Consider the following 26,815-nt stretch of genomic DNA (forward strand, 5'->3'; position numbering starts at 1 on the left):
GCCCGATGGAACCGGCCGTGACGAAGGAAGAAGGGGGTACCCCGGCGGCCAGGCCCGCCGGGGGCGCCCCCGCCGAGCGGTCCCCGCGCGGCCGGGCGTCCCGCAGACGGACGTCCGCGCTGCCCTTCCTGTTCCTGCTGCCCGCCCTGGTGCTGCTCGGCGCGCTGGTGCTGTACCCCATCGGGTACTCGCTGCTGCGCAGCCTGTTCGACCGCACCGGCGAGGACTTCGTCGGCTTCGACAACTACGCCGAGCTCTTCACCGACGACGGCATCCTGACGGCGCTGACCAACAACCTGATCTGGGTCGTGGTCGCCCCGGCCGTCGCCACCGCGCTCGGTCTGGTCTTCGCGGTCCTCACCGAACGGGTGCGCTGGGGAACGGCGTTCAAACTGGTCGTCTTCATGCCGATGGCGATCTCCATGCTGGCGGCGGGCATCATCTTCCGCCTGGTCTACGACCAGGACCCGGACAAGGGCATCGCCAACGCGGTCTGGGTGGGGGTGCACGACACCTTCGCCGAGTCGTCCGCCTTCCCCAAGGCGCACCCGGGCCGCGAGTCGCCCCTGGAGCCGTCCGGCGGCGGATCGTTCACCACCACCGACCCGGTGCGGGCGGGCACGCCGGTGTCGCTCCCCCTGGTGGGCGTCGCACCCGACGTGATGCCCGAGGAGGCCGCCCCGGCCCGCCCGGCCACCGCGGACCCGGCGCGGATCACCGGAGTGACCTGGCAGGACTTCACCCGTGGCAAGGGCGTGGGCACACTCAACGAGCCCGACGCCACCGAGGTCGGCTATCCGGGCATGCGGATCGAGGCGGTCAAGGACGGCAAGGTCGTGGAGAGGGCCACGGCGGCCGCCGACGGCTCGTTCAGCCTGTCGTCCGAGGCCGACGGCGCGCTGCTGCGGCTGCCCGCGGAGAACTTCCGCCAGCCCTACAACGGGCTGGAGTGGCTCGGCCCGTCCCTCGTCACCCCGGCGGTCATCGGGGCGTACGTGTGGATGTGGGCCGGGTTCGCGATGGTGCTGATCGCCGCGGGCCTGGCGGGCGTGCCGCGGGAGCTGCTGGAGGCGGCCCGGGTGGACGGGGCGACCGAGTGGCAGGTGTTCCGCCGGATCACCGTGCCGCTGCTCGCACCGGTGCTGGGCGTGGTGCTGGTCACGTTGATGATCAACGTACTGAAGATCTTCGACCTGGTCTTCATCATCCCGCCGGGCTCGGCCCAGGACGACGCCAACGTGCTTGCCCTGGAGCTCTACCGGAAGGGCTTCGCCGAGGACCAGCCGGGGGTCGCCAGCGCCATCTCGGTCTTCCTGCTGCTGCTCGTCGTCCCGGTGATGTGGTTCAACGTCCGGCGGATCAGGCAGGAGGGCCGACAGCGATGACGTCGACGGCGACAACCCCGGCGGCGACCCCGGCACCGGCCCCGGCCGCGGGGCGCGCCAGGCCCTCCCTCGCCTCCCGGCTGGTCTCCGGGCTGGGCGGCACGCTGGTCCGGCTGTTCCTGGTGGTGGTCGGCCTGTTCTGGCTGGTTCCCACCATCGGCCTGCTGCTCTCCTCGCTGCGCTCGCCGCAGGACATGGCGGAGAGCGGCTGGTGGACCGTCCTCACCGAGCCCTCGCGGCTGACCTTCGAGTCGTACGCCAACCTGCTGGGCAACGGCGACATCACCGGTTCGCTGCTCAACACCCTGCTGATCACCGTGCCGGCCACCCTGCTGGTGGTGCTGATCGGGGCGCTCGCCGGGTACGCGTTCGCCTGGATGGAGTTCCCGGGGCGGGACTGGTGGTTCCTGGGCGTGGTCGGCCTGATCGTGGTGCCGGTCCAGGTGGCGCTGCTGCCGATCGCCGAACTCTTCGGCGACCTCGGGCTCTTCGGGTCGATCGCGGGCGTGGTGCTGTTCCACACCGGGTTCGGCCTGCCCTTCGCGGTGTTCCTGCTGCGGAACTTCTTCGCGGAGATTCCGCGCGAACTGCTGGAGGCCGCCCGGCTGGACGGGGCGGGCGAACTGCGGCTGTTCACCCGGGTGGTGCTGCCGCTGGGCGGTCCGGCGGTGGCGAGCCTGGGCATCTTCCAGTTCCTGTGGGTGTGGAACGACATGCTGGTGGCGCTGGTCTTCGCCGACTCCGGCAGCCAGCCGATCACGGTCGCGCTGCAGACCCAGGTGCGGCAGTTCGGCAACAACATCGACGTGCTGGCGCCGGGCGCCTTCCTGTCCATGGCGATCCCGCTGGCGGTGTTCTTCGCCTTCCAGCGCCAGTTCGTCTCCGGTGTGATGGCGGGCGCCGTCAAGTAGCCCGTCAAGTAGTAGTCCGTCAAGTGGTCCGTCGCGCGGCTCGTCACGTGGCCCGTCACGCGGCGGCCGTACACCGAGCAACGATCACGCACATCACTCGATCGGAAGCGTCCGTCATGCGGGCGAATCCGTTCACCTGAAGGGGCGGTCCGGTCAACGGGCCGCCCCGACACGCGTGCGGCGTGGCCACTCGGCAGGGCGGCGGAGCGTATCCATGTCACACCTTCGGATGTCTCCGCTCCGGCCGACCGCCCCCGTCACCCCCTGGATGTGCCGTTGCCCAGGTTCAGTGTCATCGTGCCCGCGTACCGGGTCCAGGCCTACCTCCACTCCTGCCTGGAGTCGGTGCTCGGGCAGTCGTACGCGGACCTGGAGCTGATCGCGGTCGACGACGGCTCCCCGGACCGGTGCGGGGCGATCATCGAGGAGTTCGCCGCCCGCGACCCCCGCGTCCGCGCCGTCCACCTGGACCGCAACACCGGCCTGGGGCCCGCCCGCAACGCCGGCATGGAGCAGGCGTCCGGCGACTACCTGATCTTCCTCGACGGCGACGACACCCTCACCCCGCACGCCCTGCGGGCCGTCGCCGAACGGCTGGAGCGCACCGGCGACCCGGACGTCCTGGTCTACGACTACGCCCGCCTCCACCTGGACGGCGGCATCGTCCGCAACCGGCTCGCCGCCGAACTCGGCGAGGAGGGCCCCGCGCCGTTCCGGCTGGACGACCGGCCCGGGCTGCTCAACCTGCTCATGGTCGTCTGGAACAAGGCCTACCGGCGCGCCTTCCTGGAACGGGAGGACCTCCGCTTCCCGCCCGGCTGCTACGAGGACATCCCCTTCACCTACCCGGCCCTGCTGGCCGCCGGTTCGCTGGCCACCCTCGACCGGGTCTGCCTCCACTACCGGCAGCGGCGCCTGGGCAACATCCTCGGCACCCCCGGGCGGCAGCACTTCGACGTGTTCGCCCAGTACGACCGCGTCTTCGCCTTCCTCGACGCCCGCCCCGCCCTGGCCCACTGGCGGGGGCCCCTCTTCCAGCGCATGACGGACCACTGCTTCACCGTCCTGAGCCGCGCCGACCGTCTGCCGCCCGGCAGCCACCGGGAGTTCCTGCGCCGCGCCCGCGCCCAGCACCTGCGGCGCCGCGTGCCCGGGCTGCGCCCCGCCACCTGGCGGGAGAGCGCCCGTCACCTGGTGATCCGCAGCGGCAGCCCCCGGCTCTGGCGGCTCCTGCGCCTCACCCTCGTCGCCTCCCGCCGCACCGCGCACCTGGCCCGCGCCGCCGCCCGCGCCGCCCGCGCGGCACTGCTGCGCCTGCACTACGCCACGCAGCGGCTCCTCCCCCCGCGGGACCTGGCCCTGTTCACCGCGGGGGGCGGCACGGCGGCCCACGGCGGCGACCCGGGGGCGCTGGAGACCGCGTTCCGGGTGTGGGCGCCACGGACCCGCACCGCCTGGGCCGCGCCGCGCGCGCTGGCCGGGACCGTGCCGCCGGACACCCTCCACCTCACTCCCGGCGGCCTCGCCTGGTGGACCGCGCTGGCCCGGGCCCGTTACCTGGTCACCGACACCGGCTTCGGCACACCGGTGCGCACCCGGCGCGGCCAGATCCTGCTGCGCACCGCCGACGGCCTCCCGCTCACCCGCGCCGGGCTGGACGCGGCCCGGCCCGACGTCCCCGCCGTCCTCGCCGACGCCGACAGCTGGGACCTGTGCCTGTCCGGCGACGCGCACACCACGCTGGTCCACGAACGCGGCTACCCCGGCCGGTACACCATCCTGGAGTTCGGCCGCCCCCGCACCGACGTCTACCAGCGGGCCACCCCGGAGGACGTCCGCCGGGCCCGCGCCCTGCTGGGCGTTCCGCACGGCCGCACGGCGGTGCTCTACGCCCCCGCGCGGCGGCCCGCCCCGGCGCCGACGCTGGACGTGGAGGAACTGGCGCGACGGCTGGGCGAGCACTTCGTCCTGCTGACCACCGTCCCCGACCCGGGGACCTACCCGGCCGGGCGGGTGATCGACGTCTGCGCCACGGCGGCGCCGCAGACAGCCCTCTGCCTGGCGGCGGACGTCCTGGTCACCGACGGCTCGCCGCTGGTCGCCGACTTCGCCGCACTGGACCGGCCGGTGGTCGCCTGGGGCCCGGACCGCGCGGCCCTGGACGCCGCAGGCGGCCTGTACCCCGTCGAGGTGCCGGGCCCGGTGGCCGCGGACCGGGCGGCGCTGGCCCGGCTGCTGGCCACCGGCGCCTGCGACGGACCCGCCTTCGCCGAACTGCGCGCCGCCTTCCGCGAGCGCCACTGCCCCTACGACGACGGGCGGGTCGCCGAACGGGTCGTGCGGCGGGTGGTCCTCGGCGAGAGATCCGGGCTCCCCGCGGTGACCCCGCCCGCCGCCCGCCGCCCGGTCCCCTCCGCCGTGCCGGTCGTCGCGTCCGCCCCCGGCCCGGCCGCGCTGCCCGCCGCGCGGTCCACCGCCGGATACGGCCTGGCGGAACAGCGCTGAGGGAGCCTCACCGATGCCCACGTCACGTCCGACCCCGACCCGCCCGTCCACCTGGCGCCCGCCTGGCCGCCCGCCGGGGCCGCACCGCGGCCGCTGACCCGCCGCGCCGCACCGCGCCGCACGGCACCGCGCCGCTTCCGCAGCGCCCACCGCGTCCGCAGCGCCCGCCGCACCCACCGCACCCACCGCACCCACCGCACCCACCGCGAGAAGACGCCCGCCCGCGAACCCCCGGGAAGCCGCCCGGGACCATCCGAGACCAGGAGGCGCACGAACCATGCCCCGGTTCTCCGTCGTGATCCCCACCCACGGCACCGCCCACCGCCTGGCGGACGCCCTGGACAGCGTCCTCACCCAGTCGCGCCGCGACCTGGAGGCGATCGTGGTCCTGGACGGCCCGGACGCCCCCGCCGCCGACGTCCTCGCCGGCCGCCACGGCCAGGACCCGCGCGTCCGCCGCGTCACCTCGCCGCCCGCCGCCGGACTCGGCGCGGCCCGCAACGCCGGGACGGCCGCGGCCCGCGGGGAGTACCTGCTGTTCCTCGACGGCGACGACACCCTCACCCCCGGCGCCCTGGCCGCGGTCGACGCCCGGCTCGCCGCCACCGGCGACCCCGACGTGCTGGTCCTCGGCCACGAACGCGTCCCCTGGTGGACCCCGGCCCGCCCTCCCGCTCCAGGCGGGCAACCGCCCGAACGGTCCGCGCCCGACGGGCCGTTCCACCCCGCCGAGGTCCCGCACCTCACCGGCGTGCGGCTGCCCGCCTGGAGCGCGGCCTGCCGCCGCGACTTCCTCGCACGGCACCGCCTCCGCTTCGCGCCCGGCCGGTACACCGACCTCTCCTGGACCCCGGCCGCGCTGCTGGCCGCCGACCGGGCCGCCGTGCTGAACCGCACCGTCGTCTCCCACCGGGTGCGCCGCCAGGGCAGCCGCCTCCACGAGCCCGGGGCGCACCACCTGGACCTGCTGGACCGTGCCGAGGAACTGCTGCGCCGCGCGGCCGGTCTGCCCGCCGCCCGGACGGGACCCCTCTTCGCCGACGTGATCGCGCTGGTCCTGCGGACCGCCGCAGACCCGCGCCGCCTGCCGTCGGCCCACCGCCGCGCCTTCTTCCGCCGCGCCTCCCGCCTGTACCGCCGGCACCGCCCCGCCGGGTTCCGCCCGCCCCGCGGCAGCCTGGGCGTGCAGCACCGGCTGCTCGCCGCCGGCAACCACACCGCGTTCCGGCTGCTGCGCGCCGGCCGCCGGGCCGCCGGCCGCCTCCGGGCGCTCGCGGCCCCGCCCCGCCGGCTGCGCGGGCTGCGCACCCGCCTGTACTACCGCCGCCGCCTGCGCCGCCCGCTGGACCCGGGCCTCGCGGTGTACTGCGCCTACTGGGGCCGCGGCTACGCCTGCAACCCGGCGGCGATCCACGCCAAGGCCCGCGAACTCGCCCCGCACCTGCGGGGGGTCTTCCTGGTGGAGCGGGACGCCGTCCGCACGCTGCCGCCGGGCGTGGAGCACGCGGTGACCGGCACCCGGAAGTACTGGGACCTGCTGGCCCGCGCCACCTACCTGGTCTCCAACGCCAATCTCCCCGACGCCGTCGTCAAGCGCCCCGGCACCGTCCACCTCCAGACCCAGCACGGCACGCCGCTGAAGCGGATGGGGCTCGACCAGGCCGCCCACCCGGTGGTGGCCGCCGCCACCGGCAGTTTCACCAAGCTGCTGGCCCGGGTCTCCCGCTGGGACCACAACCTCTCCTCCAACCCGCACTCCACCGAAACCTGGGAGCGCGTCTTCCCCGGCGGGCACGGGACGCTGGAGTACGGCTACCCCCGCAACGACGTGTACTGCACGGCCACCGCGCACGACGTGGCGCGGATCCGCCGCGAACTGGGCGTCCCCGAGGGCGCCACCGCCGTGCTCCACGCCCCCACCCACCGCGACCACGCCCAGGGGTTCGACCCCGCCGGGGTCGACCCGGTACGGCTGGCCGAGGCGGCCGGGGAGGACGCGGTGGTGCTGCTGCGCGCCCACTACTTCCACGACCGGGCCGGCGGCGAACGCGCCGCCGCCTCCCCGCTGGTGATCGACGTGACCTCCCACCGCTCGGCGGAGGAGGTGTGCCTGGCGGCGGACGTGCTGGTCACCGACTACTCCTCCATCATGTTCGACTACGCCGTCCTCGACCGCCCGATCGTGGTCCACGCCCCCGACCGGGACGTCTACGGCGCCACCCGGGGCTTCACCTTCGACCTCTTCGCCGAGCCCCCCGGGCCCGTCTCCCGCACCGCCGACGGTCTCTACCGCCTCCTCGCCGAAGGCGCCCACGCCACCGCGGAGTCCGCCCGCCTGCGTGCCGCGTTCCGCCGCCGCTTCTGCCCCTGGGACGACGGGCACGCCGCGGAACGGGTCGTCCGCCGCGTCCTCCTGGGCGAGCCCCCCGAAGCCCTCCCCCCGGTCGTCCCCCTCGACGCCCGCACCCCGGCCCCCTCCGCCGCCCCGCCACCACCGCCCGCGGGCCCCTCCGCGGACCCGCACGTCCCCGCGGGCCGTTGCGCGCCCGCCGCCGCGCCCACCGGGGGGCATGAGGCGGCGGTGCCCCCTCCCGCGGCACCGGACCCCGCCACCGACCGCCCGGTGAGGAGCTGAACCCCGTGCCCCGCTTCACCGTCATCGTCCCCGCCCACCGCGTACAGGGCTTCCTGCGCCAGTGCCTCGACTCGGTCCTCGGCCAGTCGTTCACCGACTGGGAACTGATCGCCGTGGACGACCGCTCCCCCGACCGCAGCGGTGAGATCCTCGACTCCTACGCCGCCCGCGACCCGCGGATCACGGTGCTGCACCTGCCGGAGAACGCCGGCCTCGGCCGCGCCCGCAACGCCGCGCTCCCCCATGCCACCGGCGACCACCTCCTCTTCCTGGACAGCGACGACACCCTCACCCCCGGCGCCCTCCGGGCGATCGCCGACCGCCTCGACGAGACCGGCGACCCGGACGTCCTCGTCTTCGACTACGTCCGCGCCCACTGGTGGGGCGGCGTCCGCCGCAACGCACTGGCCCACGTGCTGGCGCGGACCCGCGCGGTCCCGGGCGGCGCCTTCACCGCGGCCGAACACCCGGAGATCCTCGAACTGCTGATGGTGGTCTGGAACAAGGCCTACCGCCGCGAGTTCGTCGAGCGGCACGGCTTCCGCTTCCCTCCCGGCTACTACGAGGACACCCCCTGGACCTTCCCGGTCCTGCTGACCGCCGCGCGGATCGCCTCCCTCGACCGCGTCTGCCTCAACTACCGCCAGCGGCCGACCGGTTCGATCCTCTCGACCACCAGCCGCAAGCACTTCGACCTGCACGAGCAGTACCGCCGGGTCTTCGCGTTCCTCGACGAGCGCCCCGAACTCGCCCATTGGAAGCCGTACCTGCACCGCAAGGCGGGCGAGCACTGCCTGGACGTGCTGGGCAAACCGGACCGCCTCCCGCCCTCCGCCAAGGGCGAGTTCTTCCGCGCGACCGCCCGGCTCCTGCGCGAGCACCGGCCGCCGGGCGCCTGGACGGACGCCGCTCCGCGGGTGCTGCGACTGCCCTACGCCGCCTACCTGCTGGGCCGGAAGGCGAGTGCCGCCCGCCACCGGGCCGGCGCGGCGGCCGCCCGCCTCCGCGCCGTCGCCGCCCGACGCGGCGACCGGATCCGGCAGTTCGCGCACCGGCGCCGCGCCCTGGACGGCGAACTCGCCCTGTACTCGGCGTTCCACCACCGCGGCGTGCTCGGCGACCCGGCGGCGATCCACCGGGCGGCGCTCGAATACGCCCCGCACATCCGCGGGGTGTGGGTGGTACGCCCGGAGCACGCCGGCCAGGTCCCCGAGGGCGTCGAGCACGTGGCCCCCGGCTCACCCCGCCACCTGGCGCTCCAGGCCCGCGCCACCTGGTTCGTCAACGACGTCAACTGGCCCTGGATGCCGGTGAAGCGACCCGGCAGCGTGCACATCCACACCCACCGGGGCACCCCGCTGAGGTACCAGGGCGCCGACCTGCTGACCAAGCCCGGCGCCCGCCGGGGGCTGGACGTGCCGCGGATGCTGCGGCGGGCCGACCGGTGGGACCACAGCCTGGTCGCCAACCGGCACTCCGAGCGGGTCTGGGACCGCGCCTTCCCCTGCCACTTCACCTCCCGGCGCACCGGCAGCCCCCGCAACGACGTGCTGGTGCGCGGCGACACGGCCCGCGGCGCGGCCGCCCGGGCCCGCCTGGGCATCCCCGCCGGGCACACCGTGGTGCTGTACGCACCGGCCCGCCGCGACCACACGCGCGGCGGCCACGTGGAGCCGTTCGACCCGGCGCGTTTCGCCGCCGACCTCGGCCCCGGGCGGACTCTGGTGGTCCGCCTCCACCCCTCGCTCGCCGACGGCCCCGCCCGCGGCCTCGGCCTCGCCGAACTGCACCGGCGGGGCGTCCTCGTCGACGCGACCGACGAACCCCATGTGGAGGATCTGATGCTCGCCTCCGACGTCCTGGTCACCGACCACTCGTCGCTGATGTTCGACTACGCCAACCTCGACCGGCCGATCGTGGTGCACGCCGACGACCTGCCCGCGGTCGCGGCGAGCCGCGGCCTCTACCTCGACATCACCGCCGAACCGCCCGGGCATGTGACGCGCGCCTACGAGGAGTTGGCCGCGCTGTTCGCCTCGGACACCTGGCGGGACGAGGAGTCGGCGCGGCTGCGCGCACGGTTCCGCGCCGTCTACAACGAGTTCGACGACGGCCGGGCCGCCGAGCGGGTGGTGCGCACCCTGATGCTCGGCGAGCCGATGCCCGCCGCGACCGGCGGGTCCGGCCCCGCCGGCACCACGGCCGCACTGCCCGCCCCGGCCACCGGCCGCGACGACCTCCAGCGGCTGTCATGAGCGCCGCCCCGCTCAGGACCCCGGCGAACACCACGCCGGAAAACCCGCCGACGACGCCGACGACCCGCCCGGCGAACGGACCGAGGACCACGCCGAAGGACATGCCGAAGACCATGCCGAAGACCTCGCTGCGCGCGGCCCTGCGTCCGCGCCGGACCGGGGGCTGGGTGCTGCTGCTGGCCGCCGTCTTCTCCGTCCTCCAGCTCGCCAACGTCAGCGGCCGGGACACCCCCGACACCAAGAACTACCTGTCGTACACGCTCAGCCTGCTCGGCCAGGACAAGCGGGAGGCGGCGGGCATCACCATCGAGTACGCCTGCGCCGGCCAGGCCTCCGTCGCCCGCCGCGCCCAGAGCGTCGACGTGGAACGCTTCCACCGCGCCTCGCCCTCCAAGGACGTCACCGCCACCTGCCGCTCCGACCACTGGAAGGCCGTCGGCGAACGGCTGAAGGCCGGGCAGACCGCCGGGCACACCACGCCCTTCATGTCGGAGCGCTTCCAGCGCATCTTCGAGGTCCGTCCCGGCTACCCGGCCTTCCTGGTCCCCTTCGTCGCCCTGCTCGGCGTCAAGTGGGGCCTGTGGGCGGCCGGCGTCACCATCACCGCCTCGTGCGGGGTGCTCGCCTTCCTGGTGCTGCGCACCCTGCGGGTCCGGCGCGCCCTGGCGCTCACCGGCCAGGCGCTGTTCCACGTACTCCCCTGCGGTGCGACGGCGATGCGGCCGATGACCGAGGGGCTGCTGCTCCTGTTCACCCTGACCGCCCTGTGGGGCTGCGCCCTGGTGCTGCGCGGGCGCGGCTGGCCGGGGACGGTGCTGGTCTCCCTGTCGCTGGCCGCGCTGTTCACCGTCAAGCACTCGCAGGCCCTGTTCCTCGGGCTGTGCCTGGCCGCGGCGGGCCTGGCCGTCGCCCTGCGCCGGCTGCGGAGCCGACGCCCGATGGGACGCGGGGTGGTCGCGGTGGTGGCGGCCTCCGCCTACGGGGCGCTCGCCACCGTGGTGGCCGCCTGGGCGCTGGACCACCCGTCCACGACCGACAGCGTGCAGGACCTGCTCACCGACCACTTCCAGCGGCCCGACCGCGCCGACCCGTGGCGGGAGTTCCTGCACCTGGAGCTGAACTTCTGGGTCGAGTGGACCCGCCGCCAACTGTGGGAGCCGCTGTTCGCCGCGGCGCTGGCCGCGGGCGCGTGGGGCGCGCTGCGGCGTCGTCCGGCGTTCGGCGTCTTCCTGCTCGCCGCGGCCGCGACGGGGATGCTGACCCAGGCGGCGCACCCCGACATCACCATCTGGGGCGGCCGGCTGTTCGTGCTGGCCTGGCTGCTGCCGGTGGTCGGCCTCCCGCTGCTCCTGGAGTGCCTCACGACCCGCCAGGGGCCCTTCACGCCCGTCAGCGTCCCGCTCCGCTTCCCCGTCCCGGCCACCACCGTGGAGCGTCTCCCGGTCACCCCGTCCCCCCGCCGCGCCCCGGCCGGCCCGGCGGACTTCGCCGACCTCGCGGACGGCGCCGACGCCACGCCCGTCGAGAACGCCACCGGAGCCGCCGGCGTCCCCGGCCCCGCCCCGGCCGCCGCCCCACCCGGCCCCCGCGCCCCGCGACCCGCCGGACCGCACGCGGAGGGCCGGGCCGGCCGGAAGGGGACCGGGCTCCCGCCGCGCCGCACGGCCTCCGCCCGTGCCCTCACCGCGGCGCCCCACCACCCCCCGGCCCACCTCGCGCCCCTCGCCGTGACCGACGGCACCGCCCACCCGGGCCCCGCGGCGCCCCGACAGCCCCCGGCCCAGCCGCAGCCCCAGGCCAAGACCCAGCCGCAGCCGCAGCCGGAGGCCCAACCCCAACCCCAGCCCCAGCCGGAGGCCGACGCACGGCCCCGGCCACAACCCGAGCAGTCACCGGCGCAGGACCCCGGGGGCCCGGCGACGTGACGGTCACCCCCACCCGGACACGCACGGCGGCGGCGCAGGGCTCCACGGCCCTGCGCCGCTTCCGCCCGTGGTACCCGTCCCCCTACCTGCTGGCCGGCGGCCTCGCCTGGACGGTGCTCACCCTGGCCTCCTGGCGCGTGCCGATGTGCTGCGACTTCGGCCAGCACGCCGCCGTCGTGGAGCGGCTGCGCGAGGCACTGCTGCACCCCCGCCACCCACTGGCCGACCTGCCGGGCGACGGCAACCCGTACTACTCCCCCTACGCGCTGGCCCAGGGCGCCTTCGCCCGCCTCACCGGCCTGAACGGCATCGAGACCGTCCGCCTGGCCACGCCGTTCAACCTCGCCGTGCTGCTCACCGGCCTGGCCCGCCTGGTCCGCGCCCTCACCCCCCGCCCGTGGGCGCCGGTGTGGGCGCTCGCCGCGGTCACCCTCCTGTGGGGCACCGAACGCGCCTGGTGGAGCGGGTTCCTCAACCTCTTCTCGATGACGGGGAACCTCGGCTACCCCTCCGCCTTCGCCCTCGGCGCCACCCTGTGGGCCTGGGCCCTCACCGCCGACCGGGTCCGCGCCGCCGACGGGCGGGGCGCCCGCCCGGTCCGCTTCGTCGGCCCCGGCGGCCTGCCCGGCCTCCCCGGTTACACCGCGCTGGGCGCCCTGTACGGGCTGATCCTGCTCACCCACCCCGTCACCTTCGTGGCCGCCGCGCTCGGCGCCGTGGCCTTCGTCGTCGCGCTCGGGCACGGCCGCCCGGGCCCAGCGCTGCTCGCCCGCTGGGCCCTCACCGCGGCCACCGCGCTCGCCGTCGCCCTCGCCTGGCCGTACGCCGACGTGCTCGCCCTCGCCGGGGACCCCAGCCTCGACGCGATGCACCGCCAGCTCTACGACCGCCTGCCGCAGCGCTTCTGGCTGGCCGTCGTCCTCGGGCTCCCCGCCCTCTGCGTCCGCGCCCACCGGGCCGGCCGCCCCTGGCGCGACCCGCTGGTCCTGCTGTTCGCCCTGGACTGCGCGGCCCTCGCGTACGGCTGGTTCAGCGGCCACTGGACCTACGCCCGTCTACTCGGCCCGTCCCTGCTGCCCCTCCAGCTGGCCCTGGCCGTGGAACTGGCCGCGCCCCGCCCGTGGCCCCGGTGGCGCGCGGCCCTGGGTACCGCGGCGGCGGCCGGCGCGGTGTGCGGGCTGCTCACCGTGCACGCGGGCGCCCTGGTCCCCTCGGACCGCTTCGGCCAGCCACCGCACTGGCCGTCGTACGACTGGGCGGCCCGGCACATCGGCCGCGGCGAACCGGTGCTCAGCGACGGCTACTTCGCACCCCGCCTGCTCCCCGGCTACGGCGCCGACCTGGTCGCGCCGCCCTGGCCGGACCCGGCGCTGGGCGAGGCGGAACGCGGACGGCGGCTGGCGGCCACCGCCCGCTACCTGGACCCGGCCACCGGGCGGGCCGGCCGGGAGGCGATCGCCCGCCGGTACCACGTCCGCTGGGTGCTGCTGACCCGCTGGAAGAGGACGCCCGAGGAGGCCGTGGTGGTGGCGTGGAGCCGGGAGACGGGCGAGGTGCTCGCCCGGGTCGGGCGGTGACGCCGTGCCCCTGACCACGCCGCGCACCCGCGCCACCGTCGCGGTGGCCGCCCTGGCCGCCGGCTGGCTGCTCACCCGTGCCGCCATGGTCTGGCTGCTGGCCCACGACCACCTGCCGTGGCTCGGTTCGGGCAGCGTCTCGCACGAGCTCGAACGGCTCTACACCCGCTGGCGGGAGACCCTGGACCGGGGCGCCTACCCGGCCGGGGACCCGCTCTGGCAGTACCCGCCCGGCGCCGGCCCCGCCCTGCTGGTCCCCGGGCTGCTGATGCCCCGGCTGCCCTACCCGTGGGCGTTCACCGCAGTCACGCTGGCCGCCGACGCCGCCGTCACGGCGGCCCTCGTCCGGGCCGGCCTGCCCCGCCGGGCCACGGCTGCCGCGACCGCCACGGCTGCCGCGGTCCCGGGCGGCGACCGCGGGCGGACGGGCGGCCAGGGCGAACTCGACGCGCCCGGCCTACCCGGCAACCGCGGCCTGCCCGGCGGCCCTGGCCTGTCCAGCAGCCACGGCCGGCCTGGCAACCGCAGCGTGCCCGGCGTCCCCGGCCTGCCCGGTAATCGCGGCCGGCCTGGCAACCGCAGCATGCCCGGCGTCCCCGGCAACCGCGGCCTGACCGGCGGCCCCGGCCTGTCCAGCACCCACGGCCGGCCCGGCGTCCCCGGCCTGCCCGGCAACCGCGGCCGGCCTGGCAACCGCAGCATGCCCGGCGTCCCCGGCAACCGCGGCCTGACCGGCGGCCCTGGCCTGTCCGGCAGCCACCGCCTGCCAGGCAACCGCGGCCTGCCCGCCGGTCGCGACGTGCCCGGCGGCCGCAGCCTGCTGGGCGCGCTGCTGTGGACGGCCGGCCTCCCCCTGCTGCTCCATCTCCCGCTGGCCCGCTTCGACGTGCAGGTCACCGCCCTCGCCGTGTTCGCCCTGCTCGCCCTGGACCGCCTGCCCCGACTCGGCGGAGCGCTGGCCGCGCTCGGGGCGCTCGCCAAGGCCTGGCCGCTGCTCATCCTGATCGGCGCCGAGCCCGGCCGGACCACCCGCCGCGCCTGGACGTCCGCCGCGGTCACCGCCGTCACCCTGCTCGCCCTGCTGGCCTCGCTCTTCACCGGCACGCTGTCCTTCGTCCGGCAGCAGGGCGAGCGGGGCGTGCAGATCGAGTCGCTGGGCGGCACCCTGCTCTCCCTCGCCACCCACGCCGGCTGGCCGGGGCAGGTGCGCTACCAGTACGGCGCGATGGAACTGGTCGGCCCGGGCGTCGGCGCGGTGGCGGCGGCCTCGCTGGCGCTGACGTTCGCGGTCTGCGCCCTGATCGCCGTCCTGCGGCTGCGCGCGGCCCGCGCGGCCCTGCCGCACGGCCACTGGCCCCCGTCCCTGAGCCGTGACGCCGCCCTGGCCGCCGTGCTCCTGCTGACCGTCACCAGCCGGGTGATCAGCCCCCAGTACATGATCTGGCTCCTCGGCCTGGCCGCCGTCTGCCTCGCCCTGCCCTCCACCACGCAGCGGCCGGTGGCGCTGCTGGTCACGGCGGCGACGGCGGTCAGCGCGCTCGCCTACCCCGTCCTGTACGAGGAGGTCATGGCCCGCAGCTGGACGGGCTGCCTGGTGATGACCGTCCGCAACGGGCTGCTGGTGGCCGCCGCCGTCCTGTCCTGCGTGCGGGTCGCCCGGCTCTCCCGCCCCACCCCCGCCCCCGGCACCCCCCTGCCCCCGGCGGACGCCCGGTGCTCCGGGACGCCGGACGGCGCGGACGCCCCGTCCCCCGGCGGCGCGCGGCGGCCGCAGGAGCCACCGGCGACGGAGAACCGCGCCGTCCCGCGCGACTGAGATCCCCGCCCCGCGCCCGCGCGCGCCCCACCCCCATACCTCCGCGCGCAGCACTCCGACGCTGTGCGGACCGGCAAAGTTCCACCCCCGCTTTTGTACACATACGGCTCATGACGGCCCCCTCACCCCGGGATATAGCCTGGTGCCGTGATCAGCGCGATAGCCGGCGCGGGCGTTCCAGCCCTCGCGACGCGCCCGGAGCACCCGGTGGACACCCGGGACCGGGCGCCGCTCGCCGACATCTCCGCGGGGACGGCGAGGGGGGCCGCGACATCGCTGTCGCGCATGGCCGGAATCCCCACGCGCGTCTCCCCTTCAGGCATAGCGTCGGAACGAACCGGACACCCGGCGTCGAGACGTGCTGCCGGAAGCATCACGGCCGCACCGGCCGACTTCCCTTCAACGTCACGCAACGGCGCGCGACAGGAGCCAGAGAACAATGCAGACCAAGCTGGACGAAGCCAAGGCCGAGCTGCTCGAGAGGGCCGCCCGGGTAGCTGAGAACAGCCCGGCCGGAGGACGCCTTCCGGCGGGGGCGACGGACGACGGCGGAAGGAGCCCGGACCGGGCCGCCGTGCTGTCGTTCCTCCAGCGCTACTACCTGCACACGGCGCCCGAGGACCTCAGCGACCGCGACCCGGTCGACGTCCTGGGCGCGGCCTACTCCCACTACCGGCTGGCGGGCCTCCGGCCGCAGGGCACCGCGGCGGTGCGGGTGCACACCCCGACCGTCGAGGAGAACGGCTGGACCAGCAGCCACTCCGTGGTCGAGGTCGTCACCGACGACATGCCGTTCCTGGTCGACTCGGTGACCAACGAGCTCTCCCGCCAGGGCCGCGGCATCCACCTCGTGGTCCACCCGCAGTTCGTGGTGCGCCGCGACCTGACCGGCAAGCTCCTGGAGGTGCTCGACACCCCCGCCCCCGGTGACACCGCGGACCTGCCGCACGACGCGCACGTCGAGTCGTGGATCCACGTCGAGATGGACCGCGAGACCGACCGCGAGGACCTCAAGCAGATCACCGCCGACCTGCAGCGCGTGCTGTCCGACGTCCGCGAGGCCGTCGAGGACTGGGAGAAGATGCGCGACGCGGCCGTCCGCATCGCCGACGAGCTGCCCTTCGAGCCGCTCGCCTCCGACCTGCCGCAGGAGGAGGTCGACGAGGCCTGCGAGCTGCTGCGCTGGCTGTCCGCCGACGCGTTCACCTTCCTCGGCTACCGCGAGTACCGCCTGGTCGACGACGACACCCTGGCCGCCGTCCCCGGCACCGGCCTCGGCATCCTGCGCTCCGACCCGCACCAGACCCCCGACGCCGACGGGAACGTCCCCGGCGACCGCGGCGACGACCCGTCCGCCCCGTCATTCGAGCGGCTGCCCGCCGACGCCCGCGCCAAGGCCCGCGAGCACCGGCTGCTGGTCCTCACCAAGGCCAACAGCCGCGCCACCGTGCACCGGCCCAGCTACCTGGACTACATCGGCGTCAAGAAGTTCGACGAGAACGGCGAGGTGGTCGGCGAGCGCCGCTTCCTCGGCCTGTTCTCCTCCGCGGCCTACACCGAGTCCGTGCGCCGCGTCCCGGTGATCCGGCGCAAGGTGGCCGAGGTGCTGGCCGCCACCGGCTTCTCCCCCAACAGCCACGGCGGGCGCGACCTGCTCCAGATCATGGAGACCTACCCGCGCGACGAGCTGTTCCAGACGCCCGCCGACGAGCTGCGATCCATCGTCACCTCCGTCCTCTACCTCCAGGAGCGCCGCCGGCTGCGGCTCTACCTGCGGCAGGACGAGTACGGCCGCTACTACTCGGCGCTGGTCTACCTGCCCCGCGACCGCTACACCACCGCGGTCCGGCTGCGGATCATCGACATCCTCAAGGAGGAACTCGGCGGCACCAGCGTCGACTTCACCGCCTGGAACACCGAGTCGATCCTCTCCCGGCTGCACTTCGTGGTCCGCGTGCCGCTCGGCACCGAGCTGCCGCACCTGTCGGACGCCGACAAGGAGCGCATCGAGGGCCGGCTCGCGGAGGCCGCCCGCTCCTGGGCCGACGGCTTCGCCGAGGCGCTGCACGCCGAGTTCGGCGAGGAGCGCGCCGCCGAACTGCTGCGCCGCTACGGCAACGCCTTCCCCGAGGGCTACAAGGCCGACCACACGCCGCGCGCCGCCGTCTCCGACATCGCCCGGCTGGAGCACCTGGTCGCCGAGGGTGTCGAGGAGGAGTTCGCGCTCAGCCTCTACGAGCCGGTGGGCGCCGCCCCCGGCGAGCGCCGCTTCAAGATCTACCGCCACGGCGCCCCGGTCTCGCTCTCCGCGGTCCTGCCGGTCCTCACCCGGCTCGGCGTCGAGGTCACCGACGAACGCCCCTACGAGCTGCGCTGCCCCGAGGGCCACGACGGCGTCTCCGGCGCGTGGATCTACGACTTCGGCCTGCGCCTGCCGCGCACCGCGCTCACCGCGAGCGGCGAGTTCCTCGGCGGCGACGACGCCCGCGAACGGTTCCAGGACGCCTTCGCCGCGACCTGGACCGGCCGCGCCGAGAACGACGGCTTCAACTCCCTCGTCCTGAGCGCCGGTCTCACCTGGCGCGAGGCGATGATGCTGCGCGCCTACGCCAAGTACCTGCGGCAGGCCGGGTCGACGTTCTCGCAGGACTACATGGAGGACACCCTCCGCGACAACGTCCACACCACCCGCCTGCTGGTCTCCCTCTTCGAGGCGCGGCTGTCGCCGGAGCGGCAGAGCGCCGGGCTGGAGATCACCGACGGCCTGCTGGAGGAACTCGACGGCGCCCTGGACCAGGTGGCCTCGCTGGACGAGGACAGGATCCTGCGGTCCTTCCTCACGGTCGTGAAGGCGACCTGGCGGACCAACTTCTTCCAGCTCACCGACGACGGCCGGCCGCACGACTACGTGTCGATGAAGTTCGACCCGCAGGCCATCCCCGACCTGCCGGCGCCGCGGCCCGCCTACGAGATCTGGGTGTACTCGCCGCGCGTGGAGGGCGTCCACCTGCGGTTCGGCAAGGTCGCCCGCGGTGGTCTGCGCTGGTCGGACCGGCGTGAGGACTTCCGCACCGAGGTCCTCGGCCTGGTCAAGGCGCAGATGGTGAAGAACACCGTCATCGTGCCGGTCGGCGCCAAGGGCGGCTTCGTCGCCAAGCAGCTCCCCGACCCGTCGGTGGACCGCGACGCCTGGCTGGCCGAGGGCGTCGCCTGCTACCGCACCTTCATCTCCGCGCTGCTCGACATCACCGACAACCTGGTCGGCGGCGAGGTCGTCCCGCCCGAGGGCGTGGTGCGGCACGACAGCGACGACACCTACCTGGTGGTCGCCGCCGACAAGGGCACCGCCACCTTCTCCGACATCGCCAACGAGGTCGCCCAGGCGTACGGCTTCTGGCTGGGCGACGCGTTCGCCTCCGGCGGCTCGGCCGGCTACGACCACAAGGGCATGGGCATCACCGCCCGCGGCGCCTGGGAGTCCGTCAAGCGGCACTTCCGCGAGCTGGGCGTGGACACCCAGACGCAGGACTTCACGGTCGTGGGCGTCGGCGACATGTCCGGCGACGTGTTCGGCAACGGCATGCTGCTCAGCGAGCACATCCGGCTGGTGGCCGCCTTCGACCACCGGCACATCTTCGTCGACCCCGACCCGGACGCGGCCGTCTCCTACGCCGAGCGCCGCCGCCTGTTCGAGCTGCCGCGCTCCTCCTGGGCGGACTACGACACCGGGCTGCTCTCCGCGGGCGGCGGCGTGTTCCCCCGGACCGCCAAGTCGATCCCGCTCAACCAGCACATCCGCGAGGCCCTGGGCATCGACGCCGGCGTCACCAAGATGACCCCGGCCGAGCTGATGAAGGCGGTCCTGACCGCCCCCGTCGACCTGCTGTGGAACGGCGGCATCGGCACCTACGTCAAGGCGTCCGTGGAGTCCCACGCCGACGTCGGCGACAAGGCCAACGACGCCATCCGCGTCGACGGCCAGGACCTGCGGGTCAAGGTCGTCGGCGAGGGCGGCAACCTGGGCCTGACCCAGCTCGGCCGCATCGAGTACGCGCAGGCCGGCAACGCCGGTGAGGGCGGCAGGGTCAACACCGACGCCATCGACAACAGCGCCGGCGTGGACACCTCCGACCACGAGGTGAACATCAAGATCCTCCTCAACGGGCTGGTCCGCGCCGACGACATGACCGTCAAGCAGCGCAACAAGCTGCTCGCCGAGATGACCGACGAGGTCGGCTCGCTGGTGCTGCGCAACAACTACGCGCAGAACACCGCGCTGGCCAACGCCGCCGCCCAGGCGTACGACATGCTCCCCTCCCAGCAGCGCTTCCTGCGCCACCTGGTGCGCTCCGGCCGCCTGGACCGGGCCATCGAGTTCCTGCCCACCGACCGCCAGATCCGCGAGCGGCTCCAGCACGGACACGGCCTCACCGGTCCCGAGACCGCCGTCCTCCTCGCCTACACCAAGATCACCGCGGCCGAGGAACTGGTGACCACCGGCCTGCCCGACGACCCGTACCTGCGCCGCCTGCTGCACGCCTACTTCCCGGCGGCGCTGCGCGAGCGGTTCGAGGAGCAGATCGACAACCACCCGCTGCACCGCGAGATCGTCACCACGGTCCTGGTCAACGACACCGTCAACACCGGCGGCACCACCTTCCTGCACCGGCTGCGCGAGGAGACCGGGGCGTCGCTGGAGGAGGTGGTGCGGGCGCACACCGTGGCCCGGGAGATCTTCCACTGCGGCCGCGTCTGGGACGCCGTCGAGGACCTGGACAACCAGGTCGAGGCGGCCGTCCTCACCCGGATCCGGCTGCACTCGCGCCGACTGGTCGAGCGCGCCACCCGCTGGCTGCTCAACAACCGGCCGCAGCCGCTGGCCATCGCCCAGACGGTCGAGTTCTTCGCCGAGGGCGTCGAGCAGGTCTGGGGTCACCTGCCCAAGCTGCTGCGCGGCGCGGACCTGGCCTGGTACCAGCACATCCACGACGAGCTGTCGGGCGCCGGCGTGCCGGAGGAGCTGGCCACCCAGGTCGCCGGGTTCTCCTCCGCCTTCCCGACGCTGGACATCGTCGCGGTGGCCGACCGCACGGGCAAGGACGCGCTGGAGGTCGCCGAGGTCTACTACGACCTCGCCGACCGCCTCCGCATCACCCAGCTGATGGACCGCATCCTCGAACTGCCGCGGGCCGACCGGTGGCAGTCCATGGCCCGCGCCTCCATCCGCGAGGACCTGTACGCCGCCCACGCCGCCCTCACCGCGGAGATCCTCGCCGCCGGCGAGTCCTCCGCCACCCCGGAGCAGCGCTTCGACGCGTGGGAGCAGCGCCACGCGGCGATCCTCAGCCGCGCCCGGACGACGCTGGACGAGATCCACTCCTCCGACAGCTTCGACCTGGCCAACCTCTCGGTGGCGATGCGCACCATGCGCACCCTGCTCCGGTCGTAGCCCGGACCGAGGCCCCGTCCGCCGCCCCACACGGCGGCGGACGGGGAGCCCGGCCGGCCCCGCACACCGCGGCGGCGGCCGGACCCCGGTCCACCCGACCGGCGCGGGCCACCGGGCCAGGGCCGGGGCGGGCCGTCGGGCGCAGCCCGGGAGAGCGGCCGGGGCGGGCCGTCGGGGCGCAGCCCGAGGGTGCCCGGCCGCACCGGCACCGGCCCTCGGGCGCCCGGCCGGCAGCCGCGGCTACTCCGCGGCGAGCGGCTCCCGGCGCTTCACGGTGACCGTCCACCGCACGGCCTCCGGCGCCTCCACGACGGCGGTCCCGGCGCGCTCCGCACCGTCGACGCCGAGCCGGTGCTCGTACGGGACCACCTCGTCCTCCCGGCAGTCCTCGGAGAAGGAGGCCCCGACGCGCGGCAGCCGCACCTCGATCGTCCCGTCCCCCTGGCAGGAGATCGCGACGGCCAGGTCCTTGCCCGCCGGCCCCGCCGGATACTCCACGCGCCCGTTCCCCCGCCGGTCCAGGTCCACGTCCGACGCGGCGGTTGCTTCCCCCGCGTCCGGCTCCGTGGTCCGCGCGTCCGCGCCCGGCTCCGTGGCCCCCGCGTCCGCGCCCGCGCTCTCCACGGAGGGCCGCGTCCTCACCTCGTCCGGCGACGGCCCGGCGGAGCACCCCGCCGGCCCCAGCACGGCCACCACCACCGCCACCGAACCCCACCGACCCCGCATGCTCCGCCCCCTGCTCCACGACCGGCCCCGAGCGTAGGTCCCGCGGGCCCGTGCCGTGCCCTCGCCCGCCGGGAACTGAGCGGAACGTGAGGTCGGGGACGGGCGGGGAAGGCCCGGGACGGCCGGAAGGGGTGGTCCGGGGCGTGCGCCCCGGACCACCCCTTCTCCGCGGGCTGCCCGTCTACTTGCCGGTGAACTTCTCGTACTCGCGCATGACGTCCTCGGTCGGGCCGTCCATCCGCAGCTCGCCCCGCTCCAGCCACAGCACCCGGTCGCAGGTGTCCCTGATCGACCTGTTGTTGTGGCTGACCAGGAAGACCGTTCCGGCCTGCTTGCGCAGCTCGCGGATCCGCGCCTCGGACCGCTTCTGGAACTTCTTGTCACCCGTGGCCAGCGCCTCGTCGATCAGCAGCACGTCGTGGTCCTTGGCCGCGGCGATCGAGAACCGCAGGCGCGCCGACATGCCAGAGGAGTACGTCCGCATCGGCAGGGTGATGAAGTCGCCCTTCTCGTTGATCCCCGAGAAGTCCACGATCGACCGGTACCGCTCGCGGATCTGCTCCCGCGACATCCCCATGGCGAGCCCGCCCAGGTGGACGTTCCGCTCCCCGGTGAGGTCCTTCATCAGCGCCGCGTTGACGCCCAGCAGCGACGGCTGCCCGTCGGTGTAGATCCGCCCGTTCTCCACCGGCAGCAGCCCGGCCACCGCCTTCAGCAGCGTCGACTTGCCCGAGCCGTTGGTGCCGATCAGCCCGATCGCCTCACCGCGGTGCGCCACGAACGTCACGTTCCTCACGGCGTGCACCCGCCGCACCCCGGACGCCCGCTCCACCTTCTCCTTGCGCCGCACGATCCGGCTCAGCGCCGCCGTGGCCGCGCCCCGCCCGCCACCGGCGCCGTTGACCTTGTAGACGATGTCCACGTGGTCGACGACGACCGTGGGTACCTGCTCCTCGGCGACGTCCATCCGCTGCTCAGCCACGGCCGTAGGTCTCCTCAGCCTTCCAGAAGAAAACGAATCCCCCGAGCCCGGCGAGCAGCGCCCACCCGGCGGCGATCAGCCACACGTGGTCCGGCAGCTGGCTCGCGGTGTAGCTGTCGATCAGCGCGAACCGCATCAGGTCGATGTAGACCGCCGCCGGGTTCCACTGCAGGACGTTGAAGACCCAGCCCGGCAGGTCGGTGCGCTGCGCCACCTGCGTCAGGCTGAACATCACGCCCGAGGCGTACATCCAGGTCCGCAGCACGAACGGCATCAGCTGCGCCAGGTCCGGGGTGTGCGCGCCCAGCCGGGCCAGCACCATCGCCAGGCCCGCGTTGAAGACGAACTGCAGGGTCAGCGCCGGCAGTACCAGCAGCCAGGACCAGGCCACCGGAACGCCGAAGATCAGCAGGATGACGACCAGCGCCGCCATCGAGAACAGCAGCTGCTGGAGCTGCTGGAGGCAGTAGGAGATCGGCAGTGAGGCCCGCGGGAAGTGCAGCGCGCGCACCAGACCGACGTTGCTCGCGATCGACCGGGTGCCGGTCATCAGCGAGGTCTGGGTGAACGTCCACACGAAGACGCCGGTGACCAGGAACGGCACGAAGTCCGGCACGCCGCGGGAGGTGCCCATCAGCACGCCGAAGATGAAGAAGTACACCGCGGCGTTCAGCACCGGCGTGAGCACCTGCCAGAGCTGGCCCAGCTTGGCCTGGCTGTACTGGGCGGTCAGCTTGGCGGTGGCGAAGGCGGTGATGAAGTGCCGTCGCGCCCAGAGCTGCCGGACGTAGCCGGTCAGGCTGGGGCGCGCCCCGCTGACCGAGAGGCCGTACCGGGCTGCCAGCGCGGACAGGTCCCCGTGGTCGGGGACCGCCGGACCGGCGGGATGCGGTGCGTCGAGAACCTGGCTCACATCCGCGGCCTTTCTTCGAGCGGTCGAGCGGGAGGAGGAGACCGACGACGGAACGGGACCGTATCGTCGGTCGCGAATGGAGCCTAGGCGCGGGCACGCCGGAACGCAACCGTCCCGTCGTAACGGGCTCGTTCGCCCTATGCTGGTCGGCATGACTGACGCCCATGCCGAAGCCGCGACCGCAGCCGAAGCCGCCGACGGCGCCGGGGCCGGTACCAGGTCCGGGTCCGGGTCCGGGTCCGGGTCCGGGTCCGGGTCCGCCGAGCGTCGTCGCCGCGCCCCGGCCGGGGCGGCGGTGCTCCGCGAGGACGTGACGGAGGCCATCCGCGCGGCCGTGCTGGAGGAACTGGCGGCGGTGGGGTACGCGCGGACCTCGATCGAGGGCGTCGCGCGGCGCGCCGGCGTCGGCAAGACCGCGGTCTACCGGCGGTGGCGCGGCAAGCTGCACCTGGTGCTGGACATCGTCTCCGCGCTGGCCGTGCAGGGGCTCCCCGCGCCGGACACGGGGTCGCTGGAGACGGATCTGCGGCTGCTGTACGAGTTCACGTCCCGTGCCCTGCGGCACCCCGTGGCCTCGCAGATCATCCCGGACCTGCAGGCGGAGGCGGCCCGCAACCCGGAGATCGACGAGGCCCTGCGCAAGGCCGTGCGGTCGGGCCAGGAGAGCGTGGCGCTGCGGATCGTCGCGGCGGCGGTGGAGCGGGGGGAACTCCGGCGCGGCCTCGACGAGGACCTCGCCCTCGACCTCATCACCGGCCCCCTGTACTGGCGCACCGTCATCCTCCGCCAGCCCCGCCTCCCCAAGTCCCACCTCCCCACCCTCACCCGAGCCACAACAGCCGCCCTCAAATCCCTCTGACCACCCACCCCGCGGGCGGGGGGCCGCCCAGGGGGCGATGGGTGTCCTCCCCCAGACTCCGTCCGGGGGCACCCCCACCTGCTCGAGCGAAGCCGAGAGCTTGGGGGAGGGCGGGCGCAGGCCCCAGCCCCCGCGGCAAGCGGCCCGCTCCACCAGGCGTCAGGCCCCACGGCACGGACACCACGCCTCACGGTGAACCGTCCCGCCCCCGCGGGCGGCTGGGCCGCCCAGAGGGCGATGGGGGTCCTCCCCCAGACTCCGTCCGGGGGCACCCCCACCTGCTCGAGCGAAGTCGAGAGCTTGGGGGAGGGCGGGCGCAGGCCCCAGCCCCCCCGGCAAGCGGCCCGCTCCACCAGGCGTCAGGCCCCACGGCGCCGTATGCGCGACCCCACGCCCCGCCACCCCGGCGGCCGCCGCCCCGTGGCGACCGGGAGGTAGAACGACCGCACCGTCACGCCGCCGGCCCGCAGGAAGGGGTCGAGCCCCCTCAGGGACCCGCCTCAACCGCCACGCACCGCCACCGCCGGTCCTCTCCCCGCTCCAGCCGGAACGCCAGCGCCCGCACCCTGTCCCCCGCCCCCACCCGCACGAACACCTCGAGCGCCCCCGCCCGCGCCACGTAGTACCCGATGTCCCGCACCACCGGCCGCACCCCGCCCCGCGTCCGCAGCACGCCCCGTTCCGCCAGCCGCGCCAGGTCGTCGTACGCCCGCCCCACCGTGTGCCGCAGCATCGAGTGCACCGGCAGCTGCCCGCTCAGCACCCCCACCAGCCGTTCCGCGAACACATCCGTCGGCCGCGCCGGCGGCGGCACCGCCACCCGCGCACCCGCACCCGCCCCCGCTCCGGCGCCACCCGGCCGCCGCGCGTCCCTCCGCCCCGGCGGCCTCCTCCGCCCGGCCGCCCCGGGCCGCTCCCCCACCGCGGTCCGCTCCCCCACGCCGACCGGCCCACCCGACCCGCTCCGCACCCTCGTCATGACCTTGTTCACGCACACATCCCCGTTCCGCGAGTGACACATACCGGCGAGTAACCCCGCTGTGGATCTTGTAGAGCGGTCCGCACCCACCGCCAAAGACCGACACGAGCCCGCGCCCCGTCCCCACGGTTCACCTATCAGGCCCAATCCGCCCCGTCGGCCCGGTGGCCGCACGGCCCCGACGGCGAACAGGACGGTCCGCACCCCTCGCCCACCGCCGCCCCACCCCACCCCGAAAGGGGACCGCCCCCGTACCCCGCACGTATCCTGAGCTGACCCACCCGTCCCCGACCGAAAGCGGCGGCCCGCATGCGCGTCTACGTACCCCTGACCCTCCCCGGGCTCGCCGAGGCGTACCGGACGGGCGAACTGGGCGCCGCCCGCGTCACCGCGTACGCCGCCACCCCCGCGCTGAGCGACTGGTACGAGTCGCAGGACTCGGAGGAACTGGAGTACGCCGCCCTCGGCCTCGCCGCGCACGCCTCGCTGCGCCTGCTGGCCGCGGACCCCGCCGCGCCCCGCCGCCGGGTCGTCGTCGCGGTGGACGTGGCGGACCGCGCCGTGGACCTGTCGCCCGCGGAGATGGGCGAGGCCCTCGTCCCCGGCCCGCTCCGCCTCGCCAAGGCGGCCGCCGTGCACGTCGACGCCGGGGAGGCGGAGCGGGACGTCACCGCCGCCGCGGCCGCCCTGGACGCCGCCGACAAGGACGACGCCGACGCGCTGGACACCGTGGACCTGGCCGACGACCACGACCTGCTGTGGTTCGCCACCCAGGAGATTCCCGCCCTGATCGACGCCGGCACGGGCGGCGAGGGCGAGGAAGGCCACCCCGCGTGACCGCGATACCCCCGCCCCGCCCGCACATCGTCTGGGACTGGAACGGCACCCTCTTCCACGACCTCGACGCCACTATCCGGGCGACCAACACCGCCTTCGCCGAGGTCGGTCTGGAGCCCATCACCCTGGAGCAGTACCGCGCGCTCTACCGCGTCCCGGTGCCCCGCTTCTACGAGCGGCTGATGGGCCGCACGCCCACCCAGGGCGAGTGGGAGGTGATGGACGGCCTCTTCCACCACCACTACAAGGCCCACCTCAGCGCCTGCGACCTCACCGAGGGCGTCCGCGAACTGCTGCACGGCTGGCACTCGGCCGGCCGCAGCCAGTCCATCCTCAGCATGCACGGCCACGACGAACTGGTCCCGCTGGTCCACGGCTTCGGCATCGCACCGCACTTCCTGCGGATCGACGGCCGCGACGGCCCCTCCGGCGGCACCAAGGCCGAGCACATGGTCCGCCACCTCGCCGCCCTCGAAGTCCACGGCGTGCGTCCCTCGACCACCGTGGTCATCGGCGACGCCCTCGACGACGCCTTGGCCGCCCGCAGCGCGGGGGCCGGAGCGGTGCTCTACACCGGCGGCTCGCACAGCCGGGCCGGCCTGGAGGAAGCCGGCGTACCCGTCGTGGACTCGCTCACCGAGGCCGTCTCCTTGGCGGAACGTCTCGCGGTGGGCCGCGCGGCCTCCTGACCCGCTCCGGGCCCCGCCCCGGCGGACGGCACCGCCCTGCGCTGCCGTCCCACCGCAGGAGGAAGCCGCCCGCCCCACGGTCCCGGCACCGAGCGGGCGCAGCTCCTCGCCCCAGCGACGCCGGCCCGACCGACCGGCCGCACCGCACCGCACCGCACCGCACCGCACCGCACCGCACCGCACCGACCAAGCCGGGCCACACGCCCCGTCGACCGGTCAACGGCATCAGCGGCACCAGCGGGAGACCACTCGCCACACCGCGGCGGGCCAGAGCCGGCACGCCACCGCTCCGTGCGGTCCGCCTGGCTGCCTCACCCGCGGCGGGCCGGACAAGCGGGCCGGACAGGCAGGCGGCCAGAAGGCGGGCCGGAC

At 75.1% G+C, this 26,815-nt stretch carries 14 protein-coding genes and 2 pseudogenes; 12 read left to right on the plus strand and 4 right to left on the minus strand.

Annotation, left to right across the window (positions count from 1 at the left end; translation table 11 throughout):
• Nucleotides 1-5 precede the first annotated feature (5 nt).
• From GBN72_RS30405 to GBN72_RS30445, 9 genes and pseudogenes are all read left to right on the plus strand, one after another.
• On the plus strand, nt 6-1,385 hold the full coding sequence (locus tag GBN72_RS30405) for a carbohydrate ABC transporter permease (RefSeq protein WP_151775156.1): 1,380 nt from the start codon (nt 6-8) through the stop codon (nt 1,383-1,385).
• A complete protein-coding gene (locus GBN72_RS30410; protein ID WP_151775157.1) occupies nt 1,382-2,296 on the plus strand; it encodes a carbohydrate ABC transporter permease in 915 nt (304 codons plus the stop codon). Before GBN72_RS30405 ends, GBN72_RS30410 begins: the two co-directional genes overlap by 4 nt.
• Before the next feature lie 270 nt (nt 2,297-2,566).
• The gene (locus tag GBN72_RS30415) at nt 2,567-4,801 is read left to right on the plus strand and encodes a bifunctional glycosyltransferase/CDP-glycerol:glycerophosphate glycerophosphotransferase (protein ID WP_246213000.1); all 2,235 of its coding nucleotides are present in this window, start codon (nt 2,567-2,569) and stop codon (nt 4,799-4,801) included.
• Nucleotides 4,802-5,078: 277 nt separating this feature from the next.
• The gene (locus tag GBN72_RS30420) at nt 5,079-7,436 is read left to right on the plus strand and encodes a bifunctional glycosyltransferase/CDP-glycerol:glycerophosphate glycerophosphotransferase (protein WP_151775159.1); all 2,358 of its coding nucleotides are present in this window, start codon (nt 5,079-5,081) and stop codon (nt 7,434-7,436) included.
• A 5-nt stretch (nt 7,437-7,441) separates the two neighbouring features.
• A complete protein-coding gene (locus GBN72_RS30425) occupies nt 7,442-9,691 on the plus strand; it encodes a bifunctional glycosyltransferase/CDP-glycerol:glycerophosphate glycerophosphotransferase (RefSeq protein ID WP_151775160.1) in 2,250 nt (749 codons plus the stop codon).
• A 113-nt stretch (nt 9,692-9,804) separates the two neighbouring features.
• Nucleotides 9,805-11,046, plus strand: a pseudogene (locus GBN72_RS30430) (hypothetical protein); the annotation flags it as partial.
• 566 nt (nt 11,047-11,612) lie between these two features.
• Complete coding sequence (locus GBN72_RS30435; protein WP_151775161.1) at nt 11,613-13,193, plus strand: putative glycosyltransferase family protein; 1,581 nt, start codon at nt 11,613-11,615, stop codon at nt 13,191-13,193.
• 808 nt (nt 13,194-14,001) lie between these two features.
• Nucleotides 14,002-15,009, plus strand: a pseudogene (locus tag GBN72_RS36230) (hypothetical protein); the annotation flags it as partial.
• Nucleotides 15,010-15,448: 439 nt separating this feature from the next.
• Complete coding sequence (locus GBN72_RS30445; protein ID WP_151775163.1) at nt 15,449-20,458, plus strand: NAD-glutamate dehydrogenase; 5,010 nt, start codon at nt 15,449-15,451, stop codon at nt 20,456-20,458.
• A 240-nt stretch (nt 20,459-20,698) separates the two neighbouring features.
• On the opposite strand, the gene GBN72_RS30450 is transcribed toward GBN72_RS30445, so the two are convergent.
• From GBN72_RS30450 to GBN72_RS30460, 3 genes are all read right to left on the minus strand, one after another.
• Entirely contained in the window at nt 20,699-21,184 is a 486-nt protein-coding gene (locus GBN72_RS30450; protein WP_151775164.1) for a hypothetical protein, read from the minus strand.
• A gap of 181 nt (nt 21,185-21,365) precedes the next feature.
• Nucleotides 21,366-22,151, minus strand: a complete 786-nt coding sequence (locus tag GBN72_RS30455) for an ABC transporter ATP-binding protein (protein WP_151775214.1) — start codon at nt 22,149-22,151, stop codon at nt 21,366-21,368.
• 7 nt (nt 22,152-22,158) lie between these two features.
• Nucleotides 22,159-23,079, minus strand: coding sequence for an ABC transporter permease (locus GBN72_RS30460; protein WP_151775165.1), 921 nt, complete (start codon nt 23,077-23,079; stop codon nt 22,159-22,161).
• A gap of 151 nt (nt 23,080-23,230) precedes the next feature.
• On the opposite strand from GBN72_RS30460, the gene GBN72_RS30465 reads away from it, so the two are divergent.
• Entirely contained in the window at nt 23,231-23,938 is a 708-nt protein-coding gene (locus GBN72_RS30465) for a TetR/AcrR family transcriptional regulator (protein ID WP_151775166.1), read from the plus strand.
• Nucleotides 23,939-24,425: 487 nt separating this feature from the next.
• Here the strand turns inward: GBN72_RS30465 and GBN72_RS35665 are convergent, their stop codons facing one another.
• On the minus strand, nt 24,426-24,707 hold the full coding sequence (locus GBN72_RS35665) for an Rv3235 family protein (RefSeq protein ID WP_246213001.1): 282 nt from the start codon (nt 24,705-24,707) through the stop codon (nt 24,426-24,428).
• Between the two features lie 519 nt (nt 24,708-25,226).
• Between GBN72_RS35665 and GBN72_RS30475 the strand changes: the two genes are divergently transcribed.
• Together GBN72_RS30475 and GBN72_RS30480 are read left to right on the plus strand one after the other, a co-directional pair.
• Nucleotides 25,227-25,754, plus strand: a complete 528-nt coding sequence (locus GBN72_RS30475) for a DUF6912 family protein (RefSeq protein WP_151775167.1) — start codon at nt 25,227-25,229, stop codon at nt 25,752-25,754.
• A gap of 5 nt (nt 25,755-25,759) precedes the next feature.
• Entirely contained in the window at nt 25,760-26,443 is a 684-nt protein-coding gene (locus tag GBN72_RS30480) for an HAD family hydrolase (protein WP_151775216.1), read from the plus strand.
• Nucleotides 26,444-26,815: the final 372 nt, after the last annotated feature.

Origin of the sequence: Streptomyces abyssomicinicus, from assembly GCF_008974245.1 — a bacterium.
Lineage (GTDB): Bacteria > Actinomycetota > Actinomycetes > Streptomycetales > Streptomycetaceae > Streptomyces > Streptomyces abyssomicinicus.

What these genes read in the sequence shown, in the direction of transcription:
- GBN72_RS30445 (WP_151775163.1), top strand. Translation starts at nt 15,449, where the DNA reads ATGCAGACCAAGCTGGACGAAGCCAAGGCCGAGCTGCTCGAGAGGGCC.
- GBN72_RS30465 (WP_151775166.1), top strand. Translation starts at nt 23,231, where the DNA reads ATGACTGACGCCCATGCCGAAGCCGCGACCGCAGCCGAAGCCGCCGAC.
- GBN72_RS30410 (WP_151775157.1), top strand. Translation starts at nt 1,382, where the DNA reads ATGACGTCGACGGCGACAACCCCGGCGGCGACCCCGGCACCGGCCCCG.
- GBN72_RS30420 (WP_151775159.1), top strand. Translation starts at nt 5,079, where the DNA reads ATGCCCCGGTTCTCCGTCGTGATCCCCACCCACGGCACCGCCCACCGC.
- GBN72_RS30475 (WP_151775167.1), top strand. Translation starts at nt 25,227, where the DNA reads ATGCGCGTCTACGTACCCCTGACCCTCCCCGGGCTCGCCGAGGCGTAC.
- GBN72_RS30405 (WP_151775156.1), top strand. Translation starts at nt 6, where the DNA reads ATGGAACCGGCCGTGACGAAGGAAGAAGGGGGTACCCCGGCGGCCAGG.
- GBN72_RS30455 (WP_151775214.1), bottom strand. Translation starts at nt 22,151, where the DNA reads ATGGACGTCGCCGAGGAGCAGGTACCCACGGTCGTCGTCGACCACGTG.
- GBN72_RS30450 (WP_151775164.1), bottom strand. Translation starts at nt 21,184, where the DNA reads ATGCGGGGTCGGTGGGGTTCGGTGGCGGTGGTGGTGGCCGTGCTGGGG.